Consider the following 16394-nt stretch of genomic DNA (forward strand, 5'->3'; position numbering starts at 1 on the left):
ACACCAATCAGCTCGTTCCCATTGATTCAAGAAAAACTCGCGACGATGGCAGCACAGACGTATGCGATGGAAAGTTCGGTCTACCGGACAGGTGGTCTGTTCCAAGACAGCCTCGATCAGTTGTCAGAAGAAGAGAGCAAGGACGGTAAGAAAATCGCCGATGCAATCGCGGAGTACGCAATCGAATGCTCAATGAATAAAGTCTTCGCTTCGGAAACATTTGATTATGTCATCGATGAAGCGGTCCAGATCCACGGTGGTTATGGCTTCATGGCAGAATATGAAGTCGAGAACATGTACCGTGATTCACGGATTAACCGGATCTTCGAAGGAACGAACGAGATCAACCGTCTCCTCGTCCCAGGAACACTACTGAAGAAAGCGATGAAAGGCGAGTTGCCGTTGCTTGCGGAAGCACAGCGTCTACAACAAGAAGTGATGAGCTTCATGCCGACAGACATCGGAACAGCACCACTTGATCGCGAACGCCACTTACTCGCGATGATGAAGAAGATCTTCTTGTTGACTGCCGGAACAGCGGTCCAAAAATACCAGGACAAACTCCAAGGTGAGCAAGAAATTTTAGCGAATACAGCCGACATCATGAGTGCGATCTATGCGCTAGAGTCAGCAATCGTCCGGACGGACAAAGCGATTGCTGACAAAGGAATCGAGAAGAGCGAACTGAAAGTCCGTTACACGGAAGTCTTCGCACAACAAGCGTTCGAAGCTGTCGAGCGTGACGCGAAAGAGACACTCTACGCGGCAGCAAGCGGCGACGAACTCCGGATGTTGCTCTCAGCGCTGAAAAAATTCAGCCGTTATCAGCCGATCAACGTCATCGGTACGAAACGCGACATCGCAAAACGCCTCATCGAGTCAAACAAATATACGGTCTAAGTCAGGTTTACCGCTTCGCCTTTGCAGGGAAAATCTCTGTAAAGGCGAAGTTTTTGGTTGGAGGAGGAAAACGAGATGCGCCAAGAATTGGTTGAACTGCAATTTGCGATTGCCTACTATCAATCCCTTGAACGTTTGTCGCCGGAAGAATGGGATCTGCCGCTTGCGCTTAACAAGTGGACCGTCCTTGAGTGCGTCAGTCATCTATATTTATGGGACCGGTTTTATTACGATCATGCCATCTCGAAATTACCGGATGAATCGCTGACACTGGTCGAGACAGATTTTGATCAGTTCAATCGACTGGCGGTCGAATATGCGCATCATATCGATCCGCTCGCCTTATTGAAGAAAGCAATCAGCGTCCGGCGTGACATCGTCAATCACCTCGATCGTCTGTCTGATGAGCAATTTGCGGCGACCTATGAGAATTTCCGACCGCAAGAATTCGTCGAGTCGTTCGTCGCCCATGACGCCCATCATCAAGATCAGATCGACGGGGCGCTCGCACGCTTGAAGCAGAAGTGATCCATCTGCTACTCTTGAAGGTGAGGTGAGGAACATGACAAAAACAGTCACGATGTACGGCTATCCGAAATGTAGTACGTGTGTCAAAGCCAAAAAAGCACTCGAACAGCACGGTGTCGAAGTGGACTACAAACATATCGTCGAGGAAACGCCATCTGCAACGACGATCCAGGAACTTCATCAAAAGAGTGGAGAGCCGTTGAAGAAATTCTTCAACACGAGCGGTCAATCATACCGTTCGCAAGGGATCAAGGACAAACTCCCTGAGTTATCGGAAGACGAGCAATACAAGTTGCTCGCAAGTGACGGCATGTTACTGAAGCGTCCGATCGTTACAGACGGAAAAGACGTCACGATCGGCTTCAAAGAAGAAATGTATCAAGGAAAATGGTATTAAGTTCAGAGTCGATTTTGGTATACTGAACACGTTAGTCCAAATTAGTCCACAGGGGGAATCGGAAATGAGTCAAGTAAAAGACAACTTACGCTATTCGGAAGAACATGAATGGGTCGAAGTATCAGGAAACAAGGCGCGCATCGGAATCACGGATTTCGCGCAACACGAACTCGGGGATATCGTCTTCGTCGAATTGCCTGAAGTCGGGGATACGATCACAGCAAACGAGCCATTCGGTTCAGTCGAGTCGGTCAAGACAGTCTCGGAACTATATGCACCGATCACTGGTAAAGTCGTTGCCATCAACGAAAACCTTTCAGATTCCCCAGAACTCGTCAACGAGTCACCATTCGAAGGCGCTTGGATGGTCGACATCGAAATCGAAGATGCATCACAAGTCGAAGCATTGATGGATGCTGCAGCATACAAATCGATGATCAACGAGTAATACTTAACGAAAAGAGAGTGAACGAGGCGCTTGCGTTTCGTCCGCTCTCTTTTTTTTGTATACTGACGACAGATACCACGAAGAAAGGAGCGACCGTCATGCAAGAAGTCACGACCGTCCCGGAAAACGGGCTATTGTATGTCTATGCACCGATGTGCAGGACATGCGCCATCGCGGAACGAATGCTCGNNTAGAAGAAGCCCGTGTCATGAGCGTACCCGCTTTATTGCGAATTGAAAAAAATCAAGTCGTAGAGCGACTTTATGCCTTCCAGTCCGTCCAAAACGTCTTCGCTTTCTGTCAAGAACGTTAAGAAAAGTCCAAACGGATTTTTCTTTTTGTTAAATTGTCGGAATATTTACAATAATCCGTTGACAACGTAGAAATATGAATGGTATATTCATAACAACTTCTAGAAATGCATTATAGGAAGTCTAGCAGAGGTGATCGTTCAATACGCTTCAAGTCTTGAACCCTTTATCCCATCCTAAGCCCGTGTATTGTTTCCCCTTAAGTCGTCCCCCAAAGACGAAGCGGTGCAATAGATAGGTGGTGGATCGAAAGGACTGATCAAGAAGTGAACGTAAGCTGGCGATCATGTCGAACAGGCGCCGTCCTCCACGCGGAAGAGCGAACAATTCCGAATGGAGCTGGGTTTTCCTTCGTAGCATTTCTAACCACATTATTCGTGTTGTCGGTTCGCCGGCAACGCCTTTTTTTGTTTTCTGGAAGTTTTTCAAGCCGGTCGCTTGCCAGGATAGAATCTCCTTGCTACAATGCGAATAAGGAAATTACTTTAATTCATATCCGATTACTCGGAATTAACTGGTGAGATGGAGGACGACAAGGCATGACAGTACGTTTTATGGATGTTTTCACAGAATGGGCATCAACGTATGACGAGACAGTAACCGGACATGATCCGGAGTATAAAGAGGTTTTTCGTCGATACGATGAGATTTTGGATACAGTAGCGGATAAAGCGCAGTCGCCGGTCATTGAATTCGGAGCAGGCACAGGGAACCTGACACAACGTCTTCTGGCACGTCACGACGCCGTACTCGCCGTCGAACCAAGTCCGGAGATGCGGGCAATCCTGACGGAAAAGATTCCGTCACTTGATGTACAAGACGGTCACTTCCTCTCGTTCGAGGCGAAGGAAGCACGCAGTTTTGTTTCGACGTATGCGTTTCATCATCTAACAGATGAGGAAAAGGGAGAAGCAATCGAACTGATGGCATCACATTTACCGGCAGACGGAAAAATCGTCTACGCGGATACGATGTTCGTCTCAGAAGAGGCACGCCTGCAAACGATCCGTGAAGCACGTGCTCAAGGGTTTGATGCGTTAGCGGAAGATCTCGAACGCGAGTTTTACCCGTTGATTCCAGTCATGGAAGAATTGTTTACATCACGAGGATTCACTGTTAAATTTATACAATACAATCACTTCGTCTGGCTCGTAGAAGCCGAGAAAATGGGGGAATAAATCATGGCACTTCAAAAAATGAACGTCGAAAGCTTTAACCTGGATCATACGAAAGTCAAAGCACCTTATATCCGCGTCGCGGGTTATAAAGAAGGTAAAGTCGACCAAGTCGTCAAATACGATATCCGTTTCACGCAACCAAACGTTGAGCAAATGCCGATGCGTGCGATGCACACACTCGAGCACTTACTTGCTGAAAACATCCGTAACTACTCGGATGATGTCATCGATGTCTCGCCGATGGGATGCCAAACAGGTTTCTATATGGCGATGATGAACTTCGACTCGGTCGAAAAAATGAGCGAACTCGTTGAGAAGACGTTGAAAGACGTCCTCGCAGCAGAAGAGATTCCAGCGCAAAACGAAGTCCAATGTGGATTTGCGAGCGCACATGACCTCAAAGGAGCGAAGCACTATGCCGAGAAAATGCTTGCCGGTCGTGATGAATGGGACATCGTCTTCGGATGATCGCGAACAACGTCCGCGACCTCGTCGGAAACACACCACTCTACGAGATCACTTCATTCGATTTGCCTGCTGGTACGCGCATTTTGGCGAAGCTCGAATGGATGAACCCTGGGGGCAGCGTCAAAGACCGCCTTGGCATTCAACTCGTTGATGCAGCAATCGAAAACGGACATGTGACACCAGGCGGTACGATCATCGAGCCGACAGCCGGGAATACCGGCATCGGCTTGGCGCTCGCNNATGATCTTCAAGTCATCTGTGTCGTTCCGGAAAAATTCAGTCAGGAAAAACAGACGTTGATGCGGGCACTCGGCGCAACCGTCGTCAACACGCCGACTGAACTCGATATGCAAGGGGCCATCGACCGGGCAAAAGAACTCGGTCAGGAAATTCCGAACAGTTACGTTCCGTTACAATTCGAAAACGAAGAGAACCCAGTCACGTATCAGCGGACACTCGGTCCTGAGCTGATTGCGGACTTGCCGCATATCGACTGGTTCGTTGCCGGTTGTGGTTCAGGTGGTACGTTCGCCGGAACAGCGGACTTCTTAAAACAACGTCTCGGTACAAAAGCAGCGATCGTCGAACCGGAAGGCTCCGTCTTAAACGGTGGTCCAGCCGGTCCGCATAAGACAGAAGGTATTGGAACAGCAAAATGGCCAAGTCTCGTGCCACGTGAGCTCGTTGATGAGATTCATACGATTTCTGACCGCGATGCGTTTGATGCGGTCCATACACTTGCTGCTCGCGAAGGATTACTCGTCGGTAGTTCAGCAGGTGCAGCGCTCGTTGCTGCGCTTGATATCGCGAAGCGTCACCCCGGCAGTACGATCGTCACCGTCTTCGCAGACAGTGCCGAACGCTATTTAAGCCAACAAATCTTTGAAAAGGTGGACGAAACTCATGCGTAAGAAGACAGCATTGATTCATGGAGGAACAGGTGTCGACCGGGCAACAGGAGCCGTCACACCTCCGATCTATCAAACAAGCACATACAAGCAAGATAAAATCGGTCAACTCAAAGACGGATACGAATACTCACGGACAGCGAATCCAACACGGACGAGCATCGAACGATTGATTGCGGATCTTGAAGGTGGCGCACGTGGTTTTGCCTTCGGTTCTGGGATGGCAGCGATTCATGCCGTCTTCCACTTGCTTGAGTCTGGCGACCACATCGTCATGACAGATGATGTCTACGGTGGTACGTTCCGCTTGATGCAACGCGTCTTACCGAAGTTCAACATTCAAGTGACATTCGTCGATACGACGGACCTTGCAGCAACGGAAGCAGCGATCCAAGACAACACGAAGATCGTCTACGTCGAAACACCGACGAACCCGTTGTTGAAAGTAACGGACATCGCAGCGATCGCAACGATCGCCAAACGTCACGATCTTAAACTCGTCGTCGACAACACGTTCGCGACACCATATCATCAACAACCACTCGCGCTCGGTGCAGACATCGTCTTGCACAGTGCGACGAAATACATCGGCGGACACTCGGACGTCGTCGCTGGACTTGTCGTCGTCAAAGATGATGCGCTCGGCGAAGAGATGCACTTCATCCAAAACTCGACAGGCGGCGTGCTTGGACCGCAAGACAGCTTCTTGCTCGTCCGTGGTCTTCGTACACTCGGTATCCGGATGGATGCGATCGAAGAGACAGCCCATGATCTCGTTGCGTTCTTGCAAGCGCAAGACATCGTCTCGAACATCTTCTACCCAGGACTTGCATCGCATCCTGGTCACGACATCCAAGCGAAACAAGCGACTGGATTTGGTGGGATGATCAGCTTTGATGTCGGTTCAGCAGCGAACGCAGAAAAACTCGTCGAGGCGACACATTTCTTCACACTTGCTGAGAGTCTTGGTGCCGTCGAGAGCCTGATTTCCGTTCCGGCACGGATGACGCACGCGTCGATCCCAGCAGAACGTCGGGCAGAACTCGGCATCACGGACGGTCTCGTTCGGATTTCAGTTGGACTTGAGGATGCGGAAGATTTGAAAGAAGACTTAACACGTGCTTTCACGTTCCTCGAAAAAGTTTCTGAAAAAACTGTTTGACAACAAAAATAACCCCTGCTAATATTCAGAATATATTCTACAAACTTAATACCGAAACTCTTATCGAGAGTGGTGGAGGGACTGGCCCGATGAAACCCGGCAACCGCGGATCTAATCCGAAGTGGTGCTAATTCCAGCAGACAAAAGTCTGGGAGATGAGAGCAAATGGTTTTGTGTACTGAAAAGTGCGCGCGTTTGCTCTAAAACGCGCGCACTTTTTTTATTTTAGGAGGGACAGTTGTGATTCGTTTACAAGACGTAGGAAAGATTTATCGCTCAAAGCGCGGAGCGGTCGAAGCCGTCGCGAATGTCGATCTGACAATCGAGCGCGGTGAAATTTTTGGAATAATCGGTTATTCCGGAGCAGGGAAATCGACCTTGATCCGATTGTTGAATATGCTCGAAGCACCAACGAGTGGTTCGATTCAAATCGATGGTGTCGAAATGACATCACTGAAACCAAAAGAATTACGAGGCGTCCGCAAGAATGTCTCGATGGTCTTCCAGCACTTCAACTTACTCTGGTCACGGACTGTTGAAGAAAACATCATGTTCCCACTCGAACTCGGTGGCTTCCCGAAGGCTCGCCGTAAGGAACGAGTTGCGGAACTGATTCAACTCGTTGGTTTGGATGGACGTGAAAAAGCCTATCCGTCGCAATTATCGGGTGGTCAAAAGCAACGTGTCGGTATCGCTCGGGCACTCGCATCGAACCCGGACGTTCTCTTATGTGACGAGGCAACAAGTGCACTCGATCCGAAGACGACGGACTCGATTCTTGAGTTACTCGTCGACATCAATGAAAAATTAAAACTGACGATCGTCTTGATCACACACGAGATGCACGTCATTCAAAAAATCTGTCACCGGGTCGCCGTCATGGAGGCCGGTAAAATCGTCGAACAAGGACCGGTCGCAGAAGTCTTCCGTCATCCGAAGCAAGCGATGACGAAGGAATTCGTCAAACAATTGACGTCGCCATCGGAAAACGAGTTGACGTTCGCGAAACTCCGCGAACGCTACCCAACCGGAAAAATCGTTCAGTTGACGTTCGTCGGATCGACGGCGGAAAGTCCGATCCTCGCGGAAGTCATGAAGGATTCACCCGTCCTGTTCAATATCATCGGGGGAAACGTCGGTCAATCACAGGAAGGGGCGCTCGGTACACTGTTCATTCAGTTAATCGGGGAAACAGAAGCAACACAAGCGGTCATCACGAAGCTTCAAGCCAGTGATGTTGAAGTGGAGGTGGATCACCGATGATTTCATTCTTTGACAACCTAGACTGGGACATGGTGTGGGAAGCGACAGGCAGTACGATCTATATGACGGCAGTCGCTGGTCTTTCGACATTCATTCTCGGTTTGATCATTGGTTTATTATTGTTTGCGACAAATGAAGAATTGTTGTTCAAAAATCGGGCGTTTTATTCGATCTTGAGCTTGATCGTTAACGTCTTCCGTTCGATTCCGTTCATCATCTTACTGATCTTATTGATTCCATTTACGAAAGCAGTCGTCGGTTCGTTCCTCGGACCAACAGCAGCATTACCGGCACTGATTTTAGGAGCCGCACCGTTCTACGGTCGGATGGTTGAACTCGCACTTCGCGAAGTCGATAAAGGTGTCATCGAGGCAGCTGAATCGATGGGCGCGACGAAGTTCCAAATCATCTACAAAGTCTTAATCCCAGAAGCATTGCCTGCTATCGTTTCTGGTATCACGGTTACACTCGTTGCACTTGTCGGTTACACGGCAATGGCCGGAGTAGTCGGCGGAGGTGGACTCGGGGACATGGCCTTCATCGAAGGATTCCAGCGTTCTCAAAACGATGTCATCGTCATTGCGACACTCTTAATCTTAGCGATCGTCTTCGTCATCCAAATCATTGGGGACTTACTGATCCGAGCAATCGATAAACGTTAATTCAAATTTTATTCATATTGGAGGAATCATTCATGAAAGTTTGGAAAAAATTCGTAGGTACTGCCGCTGTATCCGTCTTAGCAATCAGTCTTGCTGCTTGTGGCGAAAAATCATCAGGAAGCGACGACAAGACACTCGTCATCGGTGCTTCGAACGTACCGCACGCTCAGATCCTCGAACACGTCAAAAAGGAATATGAAGCAAAAGGCTACAAGCTTGAAATCAAGAAGTTCCAAGATTACGTGCTTCCGAACAAAGCGCTCGCTGAAAAAGAACTCGACGCGAACTACTTCCAGCACGTACCGTATCTCGAGCAACAAGAGAAAGAAAACAAATCGTATAAGTTTGCGAACGCAGGTGGCGTCCACGTTGAGCCACTCGGTATCTACTCGAAGAAATACAAGTCACTTGATAAGTTACCAAACGGTGCAACGATCTTAACGAGCTCAAACGTCGCGGAACGCGGTCGTGTCTTGACGTTCCTTCAAAACGAAGGATTAATCAAACTCAAAGACGGTAAAACGACAGACGCGCAACTCGGTGACATCGCGGAGAACCCGAAGAAACTCAAGTTCAAGACGAACATCGAAGCATCGCTTCTTCCGCAAGCTTACAAGAACAATGAAGGCGACGCCGTCCTCATCAACACGAACTATGCGATCGATAACGGTTTGAACCCGTTGAAAGACGCGATCGCGTCAGAAGATGAGTCTTCACCATACGTCAACATCATCGTCACACGTGACGGCGATGAGAAAGACAAACGTGTCACAGCACTTCTTGACGTGCTGCACGAGAAGAAAAACCAAGATTGGATTCTCGACAAGTACAAAGGTGCGGTCGTTCCAGTCAGCAAATAAGTTCACCGAAGCCGGCATCCTTCCTATATAATGGAAGGATGCTTTTCATTTGTCTGAAACAGGGGTTAGGGGGAATCATATGCAACGCATACGTCAACTGCATCCGTTGACAATCGGGGTCTTGTTCGGGACGTTTTTCTCACGTCTCGGAACGTTCATTACGATGCCATTTTTCGCTATCTACATGACGACCGTTCTGAAGTTTGATCCGGTCGATGTCGGCTGGGTTCTCAGTATTTCGGCGATCGCCAGTCTCGTTATGAGTTTCATCGGCGGTACATTGTCGGACCGGTATGGTCGCCGGGCGATGATGCTCGCCGGAACGATCGGGTTCGCGATCGTCTTCATCGCACTCGCGCAAGTCGAGACGTTCTGGGCATTCTTCATCCTCAGTGCCTTGAACGGAGTCTGTCGTTCGATTTTTGAGCCATCCGCTCGTGCCTTGATCAGTGATACGACGGACGAAGCGAACCGATTGTTCGTCTTCAATATCCGTTACGCGATGATCAACATCGCAGCTGCGATCGGACCAGGAATTGCCTTACTGCTGAGTGCGGGGAATACGTCCGCAACGTTTTACATCACGGCGTTCGTCTATATGGCATACGGGGTGATGATTGGATTCTTATTTAAACGTCATCCAATCACTGAGACACATGGTGGCAAGAAGGTCTCGTTCGGAGCGACGGTTCGTCTGTTGCGGACGGATATCGCCTTTACGCTGGCACTCGCCGGCATCATCTTCGGGGTCTTCGGCTACAGCCAGTTCAATTCGACCTTGCCGCAATTCTTGACGGAGACGTCACTCCTTGAAGGCGGGAAGACACTCTATGCGATCTTAATCACGATCAATGCGATCACCGTCTTGATCGTGCAGTATCCGATCATGAAGTTTGGCGTCAAGACGTCACCGCTCGTTTCGATCACGACCGGGATTGCGACTGTTGCGATCGGACTGTTCGTCATGGGGAATGCAAACGCGATCTGGTGGATGATCGTCGCGATGTTCATCTTCACGTGCGGGGAAGTGATGATGTTCACGATGACCGACATCTTGACTGATCGCTTTGCGAAGCCGGAATTAAGGGGCAGTTATTTCGGGGCAATGGGCTTGACGTCGATCGGACAATCAATCGGTCCAATTGCCGGCGGACATTTATTAAGTTTATATGGAGCGGACCGTCCGTTACCGATTTTCGGGATTTTAGCGGGCTTGACATTATTCGGAATACCACTGCTCCTACTGTCACAACGGATTCATCGGACTTCGACGATCGAGGAACTGGAGGAACCGGTGAAACTTTCGAATGATTCTCAACAAAACGCATGATTTTGAGAAAAAACAACGAGCGATGACGCTTGAATAATACGCCATGTTTCTTTAAGATTAGAATGATACTAAATTAGTAACGCTCGTGTTCTGAATCGTCAGTCACGAAATGAATAGATGGAGGGATTCTAACATGAAGGCTTCACACTTGAAGATTGAAGATCTACACGTCGCGATCGACGGCAAGGAAATCTTGAAAGGCGTCAACTTGGAAATCAAAGGCGGGGAAATCCACGCGGTCATGGGACCAAACGGGACAGGTAAATCAACACTCGCATCAGCATTGATGGGTCACCCATCGTACGAAGTGACATCTGGTTCAGTCACACTCGACGGCGAAGACGTCCTCGACATGGAAGTCGATGAACGCGCACAAGCAGGTATGTTCCTCGCAATGCAGTACCCAAGCGAAATCAGTGGTGTTACGAACTCAGACTTCCTTCGTTCAGCAATCAACTCGCGTCGTGAAGAAGGCGATGAAATCTCACTCATGAAATTCATCCGTGAACTTGATTCACAAATGGGTCTTCTCGAGATGCCTTCAGAAATGGCACACCGTTACCTCAACGAAGGTTTCTCTGGTGGAGAAAAGAAACGTAACGAAATTCTTCAGATGATGATGCTTAAACCAGCAATCGCGATTCTCGATGAAATCGATTCAGGTCTTGATATCGATGCACTTAAAGTCGTTGCAAAAGGTGTCAACGAAATGCGTTCACCTGAATTCGGCTGCTTGATCATCACGCACTATCAACGTCTCTTGAACTATATCGAGCCAGACTTCATCCACATCATGATGGGCGGAAAAATCGTCATGTCTGGCGGTAAAGAACTCGCACACCGTCTCGAAGCAGAAGGTTATGACTGGGTTAAAAAAGAACTCGGCATCGAAGACGTCGAAATCGAAACAAAAGCGTAAGACGAGGGAGGAAGCATGATGACTGTAGAACTGAATCTTGCAGTAAATCGCGAGGCAGTGGCAGAACGTGCGACTCGCTTAGGGGAACCATCTTGGATGGTCGCAAAGCGTCAAGACGCGCTTGATCTTGCCCCAACGCTCGCATTGCCAAAAGTAGAAAAAATCAAGATCGAAGGCTGGAACTTCACAGAAGGTACGACGGAACTTGAAACCGTCACTGGTCTTTCTTCAGATATCGAAGCATTGATCGGCGAAAACCGTGATCACATGCTCGTCACGCGTAACGGACAACTCGTCCACGCGCAAAACAGTGAAGCGGCGAACGGCGTCATCTTCACGACGCTCGAAGACGCATTAAAACAACACCCGGAACTCGTCGAGAAGTACTTCATGACTGAAGGTGTTCAAGTCAACGAAGATCGTCTTGCGGCATTAAACGCAGCACTTCGTAACGGCGGTACGTTCCTTTATGTACCAAAAGGCGTCAAGCTGTCTGTACCGATGCAAGCAATCTACACGCTTGAGCAATCAGGCGCTGCCCTTTACCATCACGCAATCATCGTTGCAGATGCTGACAGCGAATTGACGTATATCGAAAACTTCGTCTCTTACGGTGACGAAGCGCATAACGTCAACGTCGTCACAGAAGTATTCGTCGAAGACAACGCAAAAGTTCTCTTTGGTGGTGTAGATACACTATCTAAGGGTGCCATCACGTATATGAACCGTCGCGGTGTCGTCAAACAAGGCGCGAAGCTCGAATGGGCACTCGGTCACATGAATGACGGTCACACGGTCACAGAAACAAAAACACACCTCGTCGGAAACGATTCGTTCTCAGATACGAAAGCCGTTACGGTCGGTCGTGGAGAGCAAAAACAAAACTTCAACGTCCGTACGGACCATTTCGGTAAAGGATCAGAAGGTTTCATCTTGATCCACGGTGTCCAAAAAGACGCAGCAACATCAATCTTCAACGGAACGTCGATGATCCATCACGGCGCTTCGAAATCAAACGGCGTTCAAACGGAACGTGTCCTCATGTTGTCGGAAAAGGCACGTGGTGATGCAAACCCAATCCTCTTAATCGATGAGGATGACGTCATGGCAGGACACGCGGCATCTGTCGGTCGTGTCGATGAATTACAACTCTACTACTTGATGAGCCGTGGTCTTTCACGGAAGGAAGCAGAACGCCTCGTCGTTCACGGTTTCCTCCAGCCAGTCGTCTCGGAACTTGCGATTGACTCGGTGAAAGAACGTCTCGTTCAAGTCATCGAAGGGAAAGTAAACTAATATGGGAATCGATGCATCCATCCGCAATCAGTTTCCGATCCTCGACCAACAGGTCAACGACCGGAAACTCGTCTATCTCGATAGTGCGGCCTCGTCGCAGAAGCCGCTCGTCGTCATCAATGCGATTGACGACTACTATAAGACGATTCATTCGAATGTGCACCGTGGCGTCCATACGCTCGGAACACGAGCGACGGATGCGTACGAAGGTGCGCGTGAGAACGTTCGTCGTTTCATCCAGGCGCAACACCATGAAGAAATTATCTTTACCCGCGGCACGACGACGGCGATCAACATCGTCGCGTCAAGCTACGGGATGGAGCATGTCGAAGAAGGCGACGAGATCGTCGTCACGTACCTCGAACACCATGCGAATCTCATTCCGTGGCAACAAGTCGCTAAACGCAAAAAAGCGAAGTTGAAATACGTTGATTTGACAGCAGATGGTCGCGTAACGGTCGAAGCGGTCGAAGCACAACTGTCCGACCGGACGAAAATCGTCGCGATGGCACACGTCTCGAACGTTCTCGGTACAATCAATCCGATCAAAGAAGTCGCTCGTCTTGCGCACGCTCGTGGTGCCGTCATGGTCGTCGATGCTGCGCAAAGTGCACCACACCAACGGATTAATGTCACGGATCTCGACTGTGACTTCCTCGCTTTCTCCGCACACAAGATGTGTGGTCCGACAGGCGTTGGTGTTCTTTACGGGAAAAAGGCATTACTCAATGCGATGGAACCGGTCGAATTCGGTGGTGAGATGATTGATTACGTCGGTCTTGAAGAGTCGACGTTCAAACCGTCTCCATATCGTTTCGAAGCGGGTACACCGATCATTGCAGGTGCCGTTGGTTTATCGGCAGCGATTGATTTCTTAGAAGAGATTGGTCTAGAGAACGTCGAAGCACACGAACGTGAACTCGCGCAGTATGCGATGGCACAAATGCGTGACATCGACGGACTCACGATTTACGGTCCGGAAGAACGCGTTGGACTCGTCACGTTCAATCTCGGTGATGTCCATGCACATGACGTCGCAACCGTCCTTGATATGCAGGGAATCGCGGTTCGCGCCGGTCACCACTGTGCACAGCCCTTGATGCGTTGGCTCGGAGCGAGCTCGACGGCTCGCGCTAGCTTCTATCTCTACAACACGAAAGAAGAGGTTGACGCACTCGTGACAGGACTTCGCCAAACGAAGGAGTATTTCAGTCATGGATTTTAACAATCTCGATCACTTGTATCGTCAAGTGATCATGGATCATTATAAAACTCCCCGAAATCGCGGTGCGATCGAGGGGGGCGTCACGATCGACATGAACAATCCGACGTGCGGCGATACGATTCGTCTCCAGCTCGCGATTGAAGACGATGTCGTCCGTGATGCGAAATTTGACGGGGAGGGCTGCTCGATCAGCATGGCGTCTGCTTCAATGATGACGCAACTCGTCAAAGGTAAGACTATCGAAGAAGCCTTACGACTCGCGGATATCTTTTCGGACATGGTCCAAGGAAAAGACTATGATGACGAATCGTTCGACCTCGGGGACGTTGAGGCACTCTCGGGTGTCACGAAATTCCCGGCACGCATCAAATGTGCGACACTTGCCTGGAAGGCGCTCGAACGCGGCGTAGAAGAAGGGAAGTAAACTTCGGTCACAAGCAAGTAAGAGGAGGAAATGAACATGGCAAAGAACATGCCGGAAATTGGCGATTATAAATATGGTTTCCACGATCGCGATATCTCGATCTTCCGTTCTGGACGTGGCTTGACGACTGAAGTCGTCGAAACGATCTCGAAAATGAAGGAAGAACCACAATGGATGCTTGATTTCCGTTTGAAATCACTCAAGATCTTCAACGAACAAGCAATGCCAGCGTGGGGCGGCGATCTCTCAGAATTGAACTTCGACGACATCACGTACTACGTCAAGCCGTCTGAACGTGCAGAGAAATCGTGGGATGAAGTACCAGAAGAAATCAAACGTACGTTTGATAAGCTCGGTATCCCTGAAGCAGAGCAAAAATACTTGGCAGGTGTCTCGGCTCAGTACGAGTCAGAGGTTGTCTACCACAACATGAAAGAAGACCTCGAAGAAATCGGTGTCGTCTTCAAAGATACAGATACAGCCCTAAAAGAAAATGAAGATATCTTCCGTGAGTACTTCGGAAAATTGATCCCGCCAACAGACAACAAGTTCGCAGCACTGAACACAGCGGTCTGGTCAGGTGGATCGTTCATCTACGTACCAAAAGGCGTTAAAGTCGACACGCCGCTTCAAGCCTACTTCCGGATCAACTCGGAAAACATGGGTCAATTCGAGCGGACGTTGATCATCGTTGATGACGAAGCATCGGTTCACTACGTCGAAGGATGTACAGCACCGGTCTACACGACGAACTCGCTTCACTCAGCGGTCGTTGAGATCTTCATCAACAAAAACGCTTACTGCCGTTATACAACGATCCAAAACTGGGCGAACAACGTCTACAACCTCGTTACGAAGCGTGCGATCTGTGAAGCTGGCGCAACGATGGAATGGGTCGATGGTAACATCGGTTCGAAACTGACGATGAAATACCCAGCCGTCATCCTTAAAGGTGAAGGTTCACGTGGTATGACATTGTCGATCGCAATCGCTGGTAAAGGCCAACACCAAGATGCGGGTGCGAAGATGATTCACTTAGCACCGAACACGTCGTCGACGATCGTCTCGAAGTCGATCTCAAAACACGGTGGTAAAGTCACGTACCGCGGTATCGTTCACTTCGGACGTAAAGCGACAGGTGCACGTTCGAACATCGAATGTGATACGCTCATCATGGATAACCAATCGACGTCGGATACGATTCCGTACAACGAAATCCTCAACGATAACATTTCGCTCGAGCACGAAGCGAAAGTCTCGAAGGTCTCGGAAGAGCAATTGTTCTACCTCATGAGCCGCGGGATTTCACAAGAGGAAGCAACGGAAATGATCGTCATGGGCTTCATCGAGCCGTTCACAAAAGAACTTCCAATGGAATATGCGGTCGAAATGAACCGTCTCATCAAGTTCGAGATGGAAGGTTCAATCGGATAATTCGTCTTACTCTCTCATCTGCGGATGAGGGAGTTTTTTTCATGGTTGGAGGAAAACGGGTATAGGAGGGAAAAAGGAGGGGTTACTATGCGTGACATCGTTTATTCCTTTCAAGTCTCGCTTGACGGTTATATCGAGGATGCGTCAGGCAGCATCGATTTCGCTTCACCGGATGCGGAACTGCATCAATACTTCAACGATTATGAGAGAGCGTTCGATACCCATGTCTATGGACGTCGTTTGTATGAAATGATGCAGTACTGGGAGACAGCGGATCAAGAAGACGAGCCGATTGTCGTTGAGTATGCGAAAACGTGGCAGGCGCTTGAGAAGATCGTCTTCTCGCGAACGCTCGACGCTGTCGAAGGAAAGGCACGTCTAGCGACCACGTCGCTTGCCGAGGAACTTCAAGCACTAAAAGCCCTACCTGGGAAGCAGATTGCGATCGGGGGGGCGACACTTGCTGCTGAAGCGATTGAGCTTGGACTCGTCGATCGCTATCATGTTGTGATCTATCCTGTTCTACTCGGAGATGGGAAACGAATGTTTCCAGTGTTTGATCAATTACAAGCGCTACGATTAGTCGGGACACACGTCTTTAAATCGGGATGTATCGTGTTATCTTACGAAAAAATCTAGTCTTTATAAAAAGAGTCTCTTATTTCAAAAGAGATTCTTTTT

General features: G+C 49.2%; 18 protein-coding genes and 1 riboswitch. All 18 genes read left to right on the forward strand.

Annotated features, from left to right (window positions below):
• Window positions 1-900 (forward strand): acyl-CoA dehydrogenase family protein (locus B2751_RS07735; RefSeq protein WP_290774089.1); only part of this gene is annotated, 900 nt, incomplete at its 5' end.
• 75 nt (window positions 901-975) lie between these two features.
• Window positions 976-1428 (forward strand): DinB family protein, encoded by a 453-nt coding sequence (locus tag B2751_RS07740; RefSeq protein WP_290774092.1) that lies wholly within the window; start codon window positions 976-978, stop codon window positions 1426-1428.
• A gap of 34 nt (window positions 1429-1462) precedes the next feature.
• A complete protein-coding gene (locus B2751_RS07745; protein ID WP_023469169.1) occupies window positions 1463-1825 on the forward strand; it encodes an arsenate reductase family protein in 363 nt (120 codons plus the stop codon).
• A gap of 64 nt (window positions 1826-1889) precedes the next feature.
• Window positions 1890-2273 (forward strand): glycine cleavage system protein GcvH, encoded by a 384-nt coding sequence (gcvH, locus tag B2751_RS07750; protein WP_050678664.1) that lies wholly within the window; start codon window positions 1890-1892, stop codon window positions 2271-2273.
• 850 nt (window positions 2274-3123) lie between these two features.
• Window positions 3124-3762, forward strand: coding sequence for a class I SAM-dependent methyltransferase (locus B2751_RS07755; RefSeq protein WP_290774097.1), 639 nt, complete (start codon window positions 3124-3126; stop codon window positions 3760-3762).
• A gap of 3 nt (window positions 3763-3765) precedes the next feature.
• Window positions 3766-4230 carry an S-ribosylhomocysteine lyase gene (locus tag B2751_RS07760; protein WP_023469165.1) on the forward strand — a complete coding sequence of 155 codons (465 nt, stop codon included), beginning with the start codon at window positions 3766-3768 and terminating at the stop codon, window positions 4228-4230.
• Window positions 4227-5141, forward strand: a complete 915-nt coding sequence (locus tag B2751_RS07765) for a PLP-dependent cysteine synthase family protein (protein ID WP_290774153.1) — start codon at window positions 4227-4229, stop codon at window positions 5139-5141. The genes B2751_RS07760 and B2751_RS07765 overlap by 4 nt, the downstream gene beginning before the upstream one ends.
• Window positions 5134-6300, forward strand: coding sequence for a bifunctional cystathionine gamma-lyase/homocysteine desulfhydrase (locus B2751_RS07770; RefSeq protein ID WP_290752251.1), 1167 nt, complete (start codon window positions 5134-5136; stop codon window positions 6298-6300). The genes B2751_RS07765 and B2751_RS07770 overlap by 8 nt, the downstream gene beginning before the upstream one ends.
• 57 nt (window positions 6301-6357) lie before the next feature.
• Window positions 6358-6462: riboswitch (SAM riboswitch) on the forward strand.
• Window positions 6463-6540: 78 nt separating this feature from the next.
• On the forward strand, window positions 6541-7563 hold the full coding sequence (locus B2751_RS07775; protein ID WP_029342433.1) for a methionine ABC transporter ATP-binding protein: 1023 nt from the start codon (window positions 6541-6543) through the stop codon (window positions 7561-7563).
• The gene (locus B2751_RS07780; protein WP_290774100.1) at window positions 7560-8225 is read left to right on the forward strand and encodes a methionine ABC transporter permease; all 666 of its coding nucleotides are present in this window, start codon (window positions 7560-7562) and stop codon (window positions 8223-8225) included. The genes B2751_RS07775 and B2751_RS07780 overlap by 4 nt, the downstream gene beginning before the upstream one ends.
• A gap of 32 nt (window positions 8226-8257) precedes the next feature.
• Entirely contained in the window at window positions 8258-9085 is an 828-nt protein-coding gene (locus tag B2751_RS07785) for a MetQ/NlpA family ABC transporter substrate-binding protein (protein ID WP_290752247.1), read from the forward strand.
• Window positions 9086-9164: 79 nt separating this feature from the next.
• Window positions 9165-10415 carry an MDR family MFS transporter gene (locus tag B2751_RS07790; protein ID WP_290774103.1) on the forward strand — a complete coding sequence of 417 codons (1251 nt, stop codon included), beginning with the start codon at window positions 9165-9167 and terminating at the stop codon, window positions 10413-10415.
• Between the two features lie 133 nt (window positions 10416-10548).
• On the forward strand, window positions 10549-11334 hold the full coding sequence (sufC, locus tag B2751_RS07795; RefSeq protein ID WP_023469158.1) for a Fe-S cluster assembly ATPase SufC: 786 nt from the start codon (window positions 10549-10551) through the stop codon (window positions 11332-11334).
• 18 nt (window positions 11335-11352) lie between these two features.
• Entirely contained in the window at window positions 11353-12630 is a 1278-nt protein-coding gene (sufD, locus tag B2751_RS07800; protein WP_023469157.1) for a Fe-S cluster assembly protein SufD, read from the forward strand.
• Between the two features lies 1 nt (window position 12631).
• On the forward strand, window positions 12632-13855 hold the full coding sequence (locus tag B2751_RS07805) for a cysteine desulfurase (protein WP_035396382.1): 1224 nt from the start codon (window positions 12632-12634) through the stop codon (window positions 13853-13855).
• Window positions 13845-14279 carry a Fe-S cluster assembly sulfur transfer protein SufU gene (sufU, locus tag B2751_RS07810; RefSeq protein WP_023469155.1) on the forward strand — a complete coding sequence of 145 codons (435 nt, stop codon included), beginning with the start codon at window positions 13845-13847 and terminating at the stop codon, window positions 14277-14279. Before B2751_RS07805 ends, sufU begins: the two co-directional genes overlap by 11 nt.
• Before the next feature lie 36 nt (window positions 14280-14315).
• Window positions 14316-15713, forward strand: a complete 1398-nt coding sequence (sufB, locus tag B2751_RS07815) for a Fe-S cluster assembly protein SufB (RefSeq protein ID WP_023469154.1) — start codon at window positions 14316-14318, stop codon at window positions 15711-15713.
• A gap of 87 nt (window positions 15714-15800) precedes the next feature.
• Window positions 15801-16352, forward strand: a complete 552-nt coding sequence (locus B2751_RS07820; RefSeq protein WP_290774105.1) for a dihydrofolate reductase family protein — start codon at window positions 15801-15803, stop codon at window positions 16350-16352.
• Window positions 16353-16394: the final 42 nt, after the last annotated feature.

Source organism: Exiguobacterium sp. UBA6282 (genome assembly GCF_002440475.1).
Lineage (GTDB): Bacteria > Bacillota > Bacilli > Exiguobacteriales > Exiguobacteriaceae > Exiguobacterium_A.

Coding starts and splice junctions, on each gene's coding strand:
- B2751_RS07740 (WP_290774092.1), top strand. CDS start 976: ATGCGCCAAGAATTGGTTGAACTGCAATTTGCGATTGCCTACTATCAA.
- B2751_RS07745 (WP_023469169.1), top strand. CDS start 1,463: ATGACAAAAACAGTCACGATGTACGGCTATCCGAAATGTAGTACGTGT.
- gcvH (WP_050678664.1), top strand. CDS start 1,890: ATGAGTCAAGTAAAAGACAACTTACGCTATTCGGAAGAACATGAATGG.
- B2751_RS07755 (WP_290774097.1), top strand. CDS start 3,124: ATGACAGTACGTTTTATGGATGTTTTCACAGAATGGGCATCAACGTAT.
- B2751_RS07760 (WP_023469165.1), top strand. CDS start 3,766: ATGGCACTTCAAAAAATGAACGTCGAAAGCTTTAACCTGGATCATACG.
- B2751_RS07770 (WP_290752251.1), top strand. CDS start 5,134: ATGCGTAAGAAGACAGCATTGATTCATGGAGGAACAGGTGTCGACCGG.
- B2751_RS07780 (WP_290774100.1), top strand. CDS start 7,560: ATGATTTCATTCTTTGACAACCTAGACTGGGACATGGTGTGGGAAGCG.
- B2751_RS07785 (WP_290752247.1), top strand. CDS start 8,258: ATGAAAGTTTGGAAAAAATTCGTAGGTACTGCCGCTGTATCCGTCTTA.
- B2751_RS07790 (WP_290774103.1), top strand. CDS start 9,165: ATGCAACGCATACGTCAACTGCATCCGTTGACAATCGGGGTCTTGTTC.
- sufC (WP_023469158.1), top strand. CDS start 10,549: ATGAAGGCTTCACACTTGAAGATTGAAGATCTACACGTCGCGATCGAC.
- sufD (WP_023469157.1), top strand. CDS start 11,353: ATGACTGTAGAACTGAATCTTGCAGTAAATCGCGAGGCAGTGGCAGAA.
- B2751_RS07805 (WP_035396382.1), top strand. CDS start 12,632: ATGGGAATCGATGCATCCATCCGCAATCAGTTTCCGATCCTCGACCAA.
- sufU (WP_023469155.1), top strand. CDS start 13,845: ATGGATTTTAACAATCTCGATCACTTGTATCGTCAAGTGATCATGGAT.
- sufB (WP_023469154.1), top strand. CDS start 14,316: ATGGCAAAGAACATGCCGGAAATTGGCGATTATAAATATGGTTTCCAC.
- B2751_RS07820 (WP_290774105.1), top strand. CDS start 15,801: ATGCGTGACATCGTTTATTCCTTTCAAGTCTCGCTTGACGGTTATATC.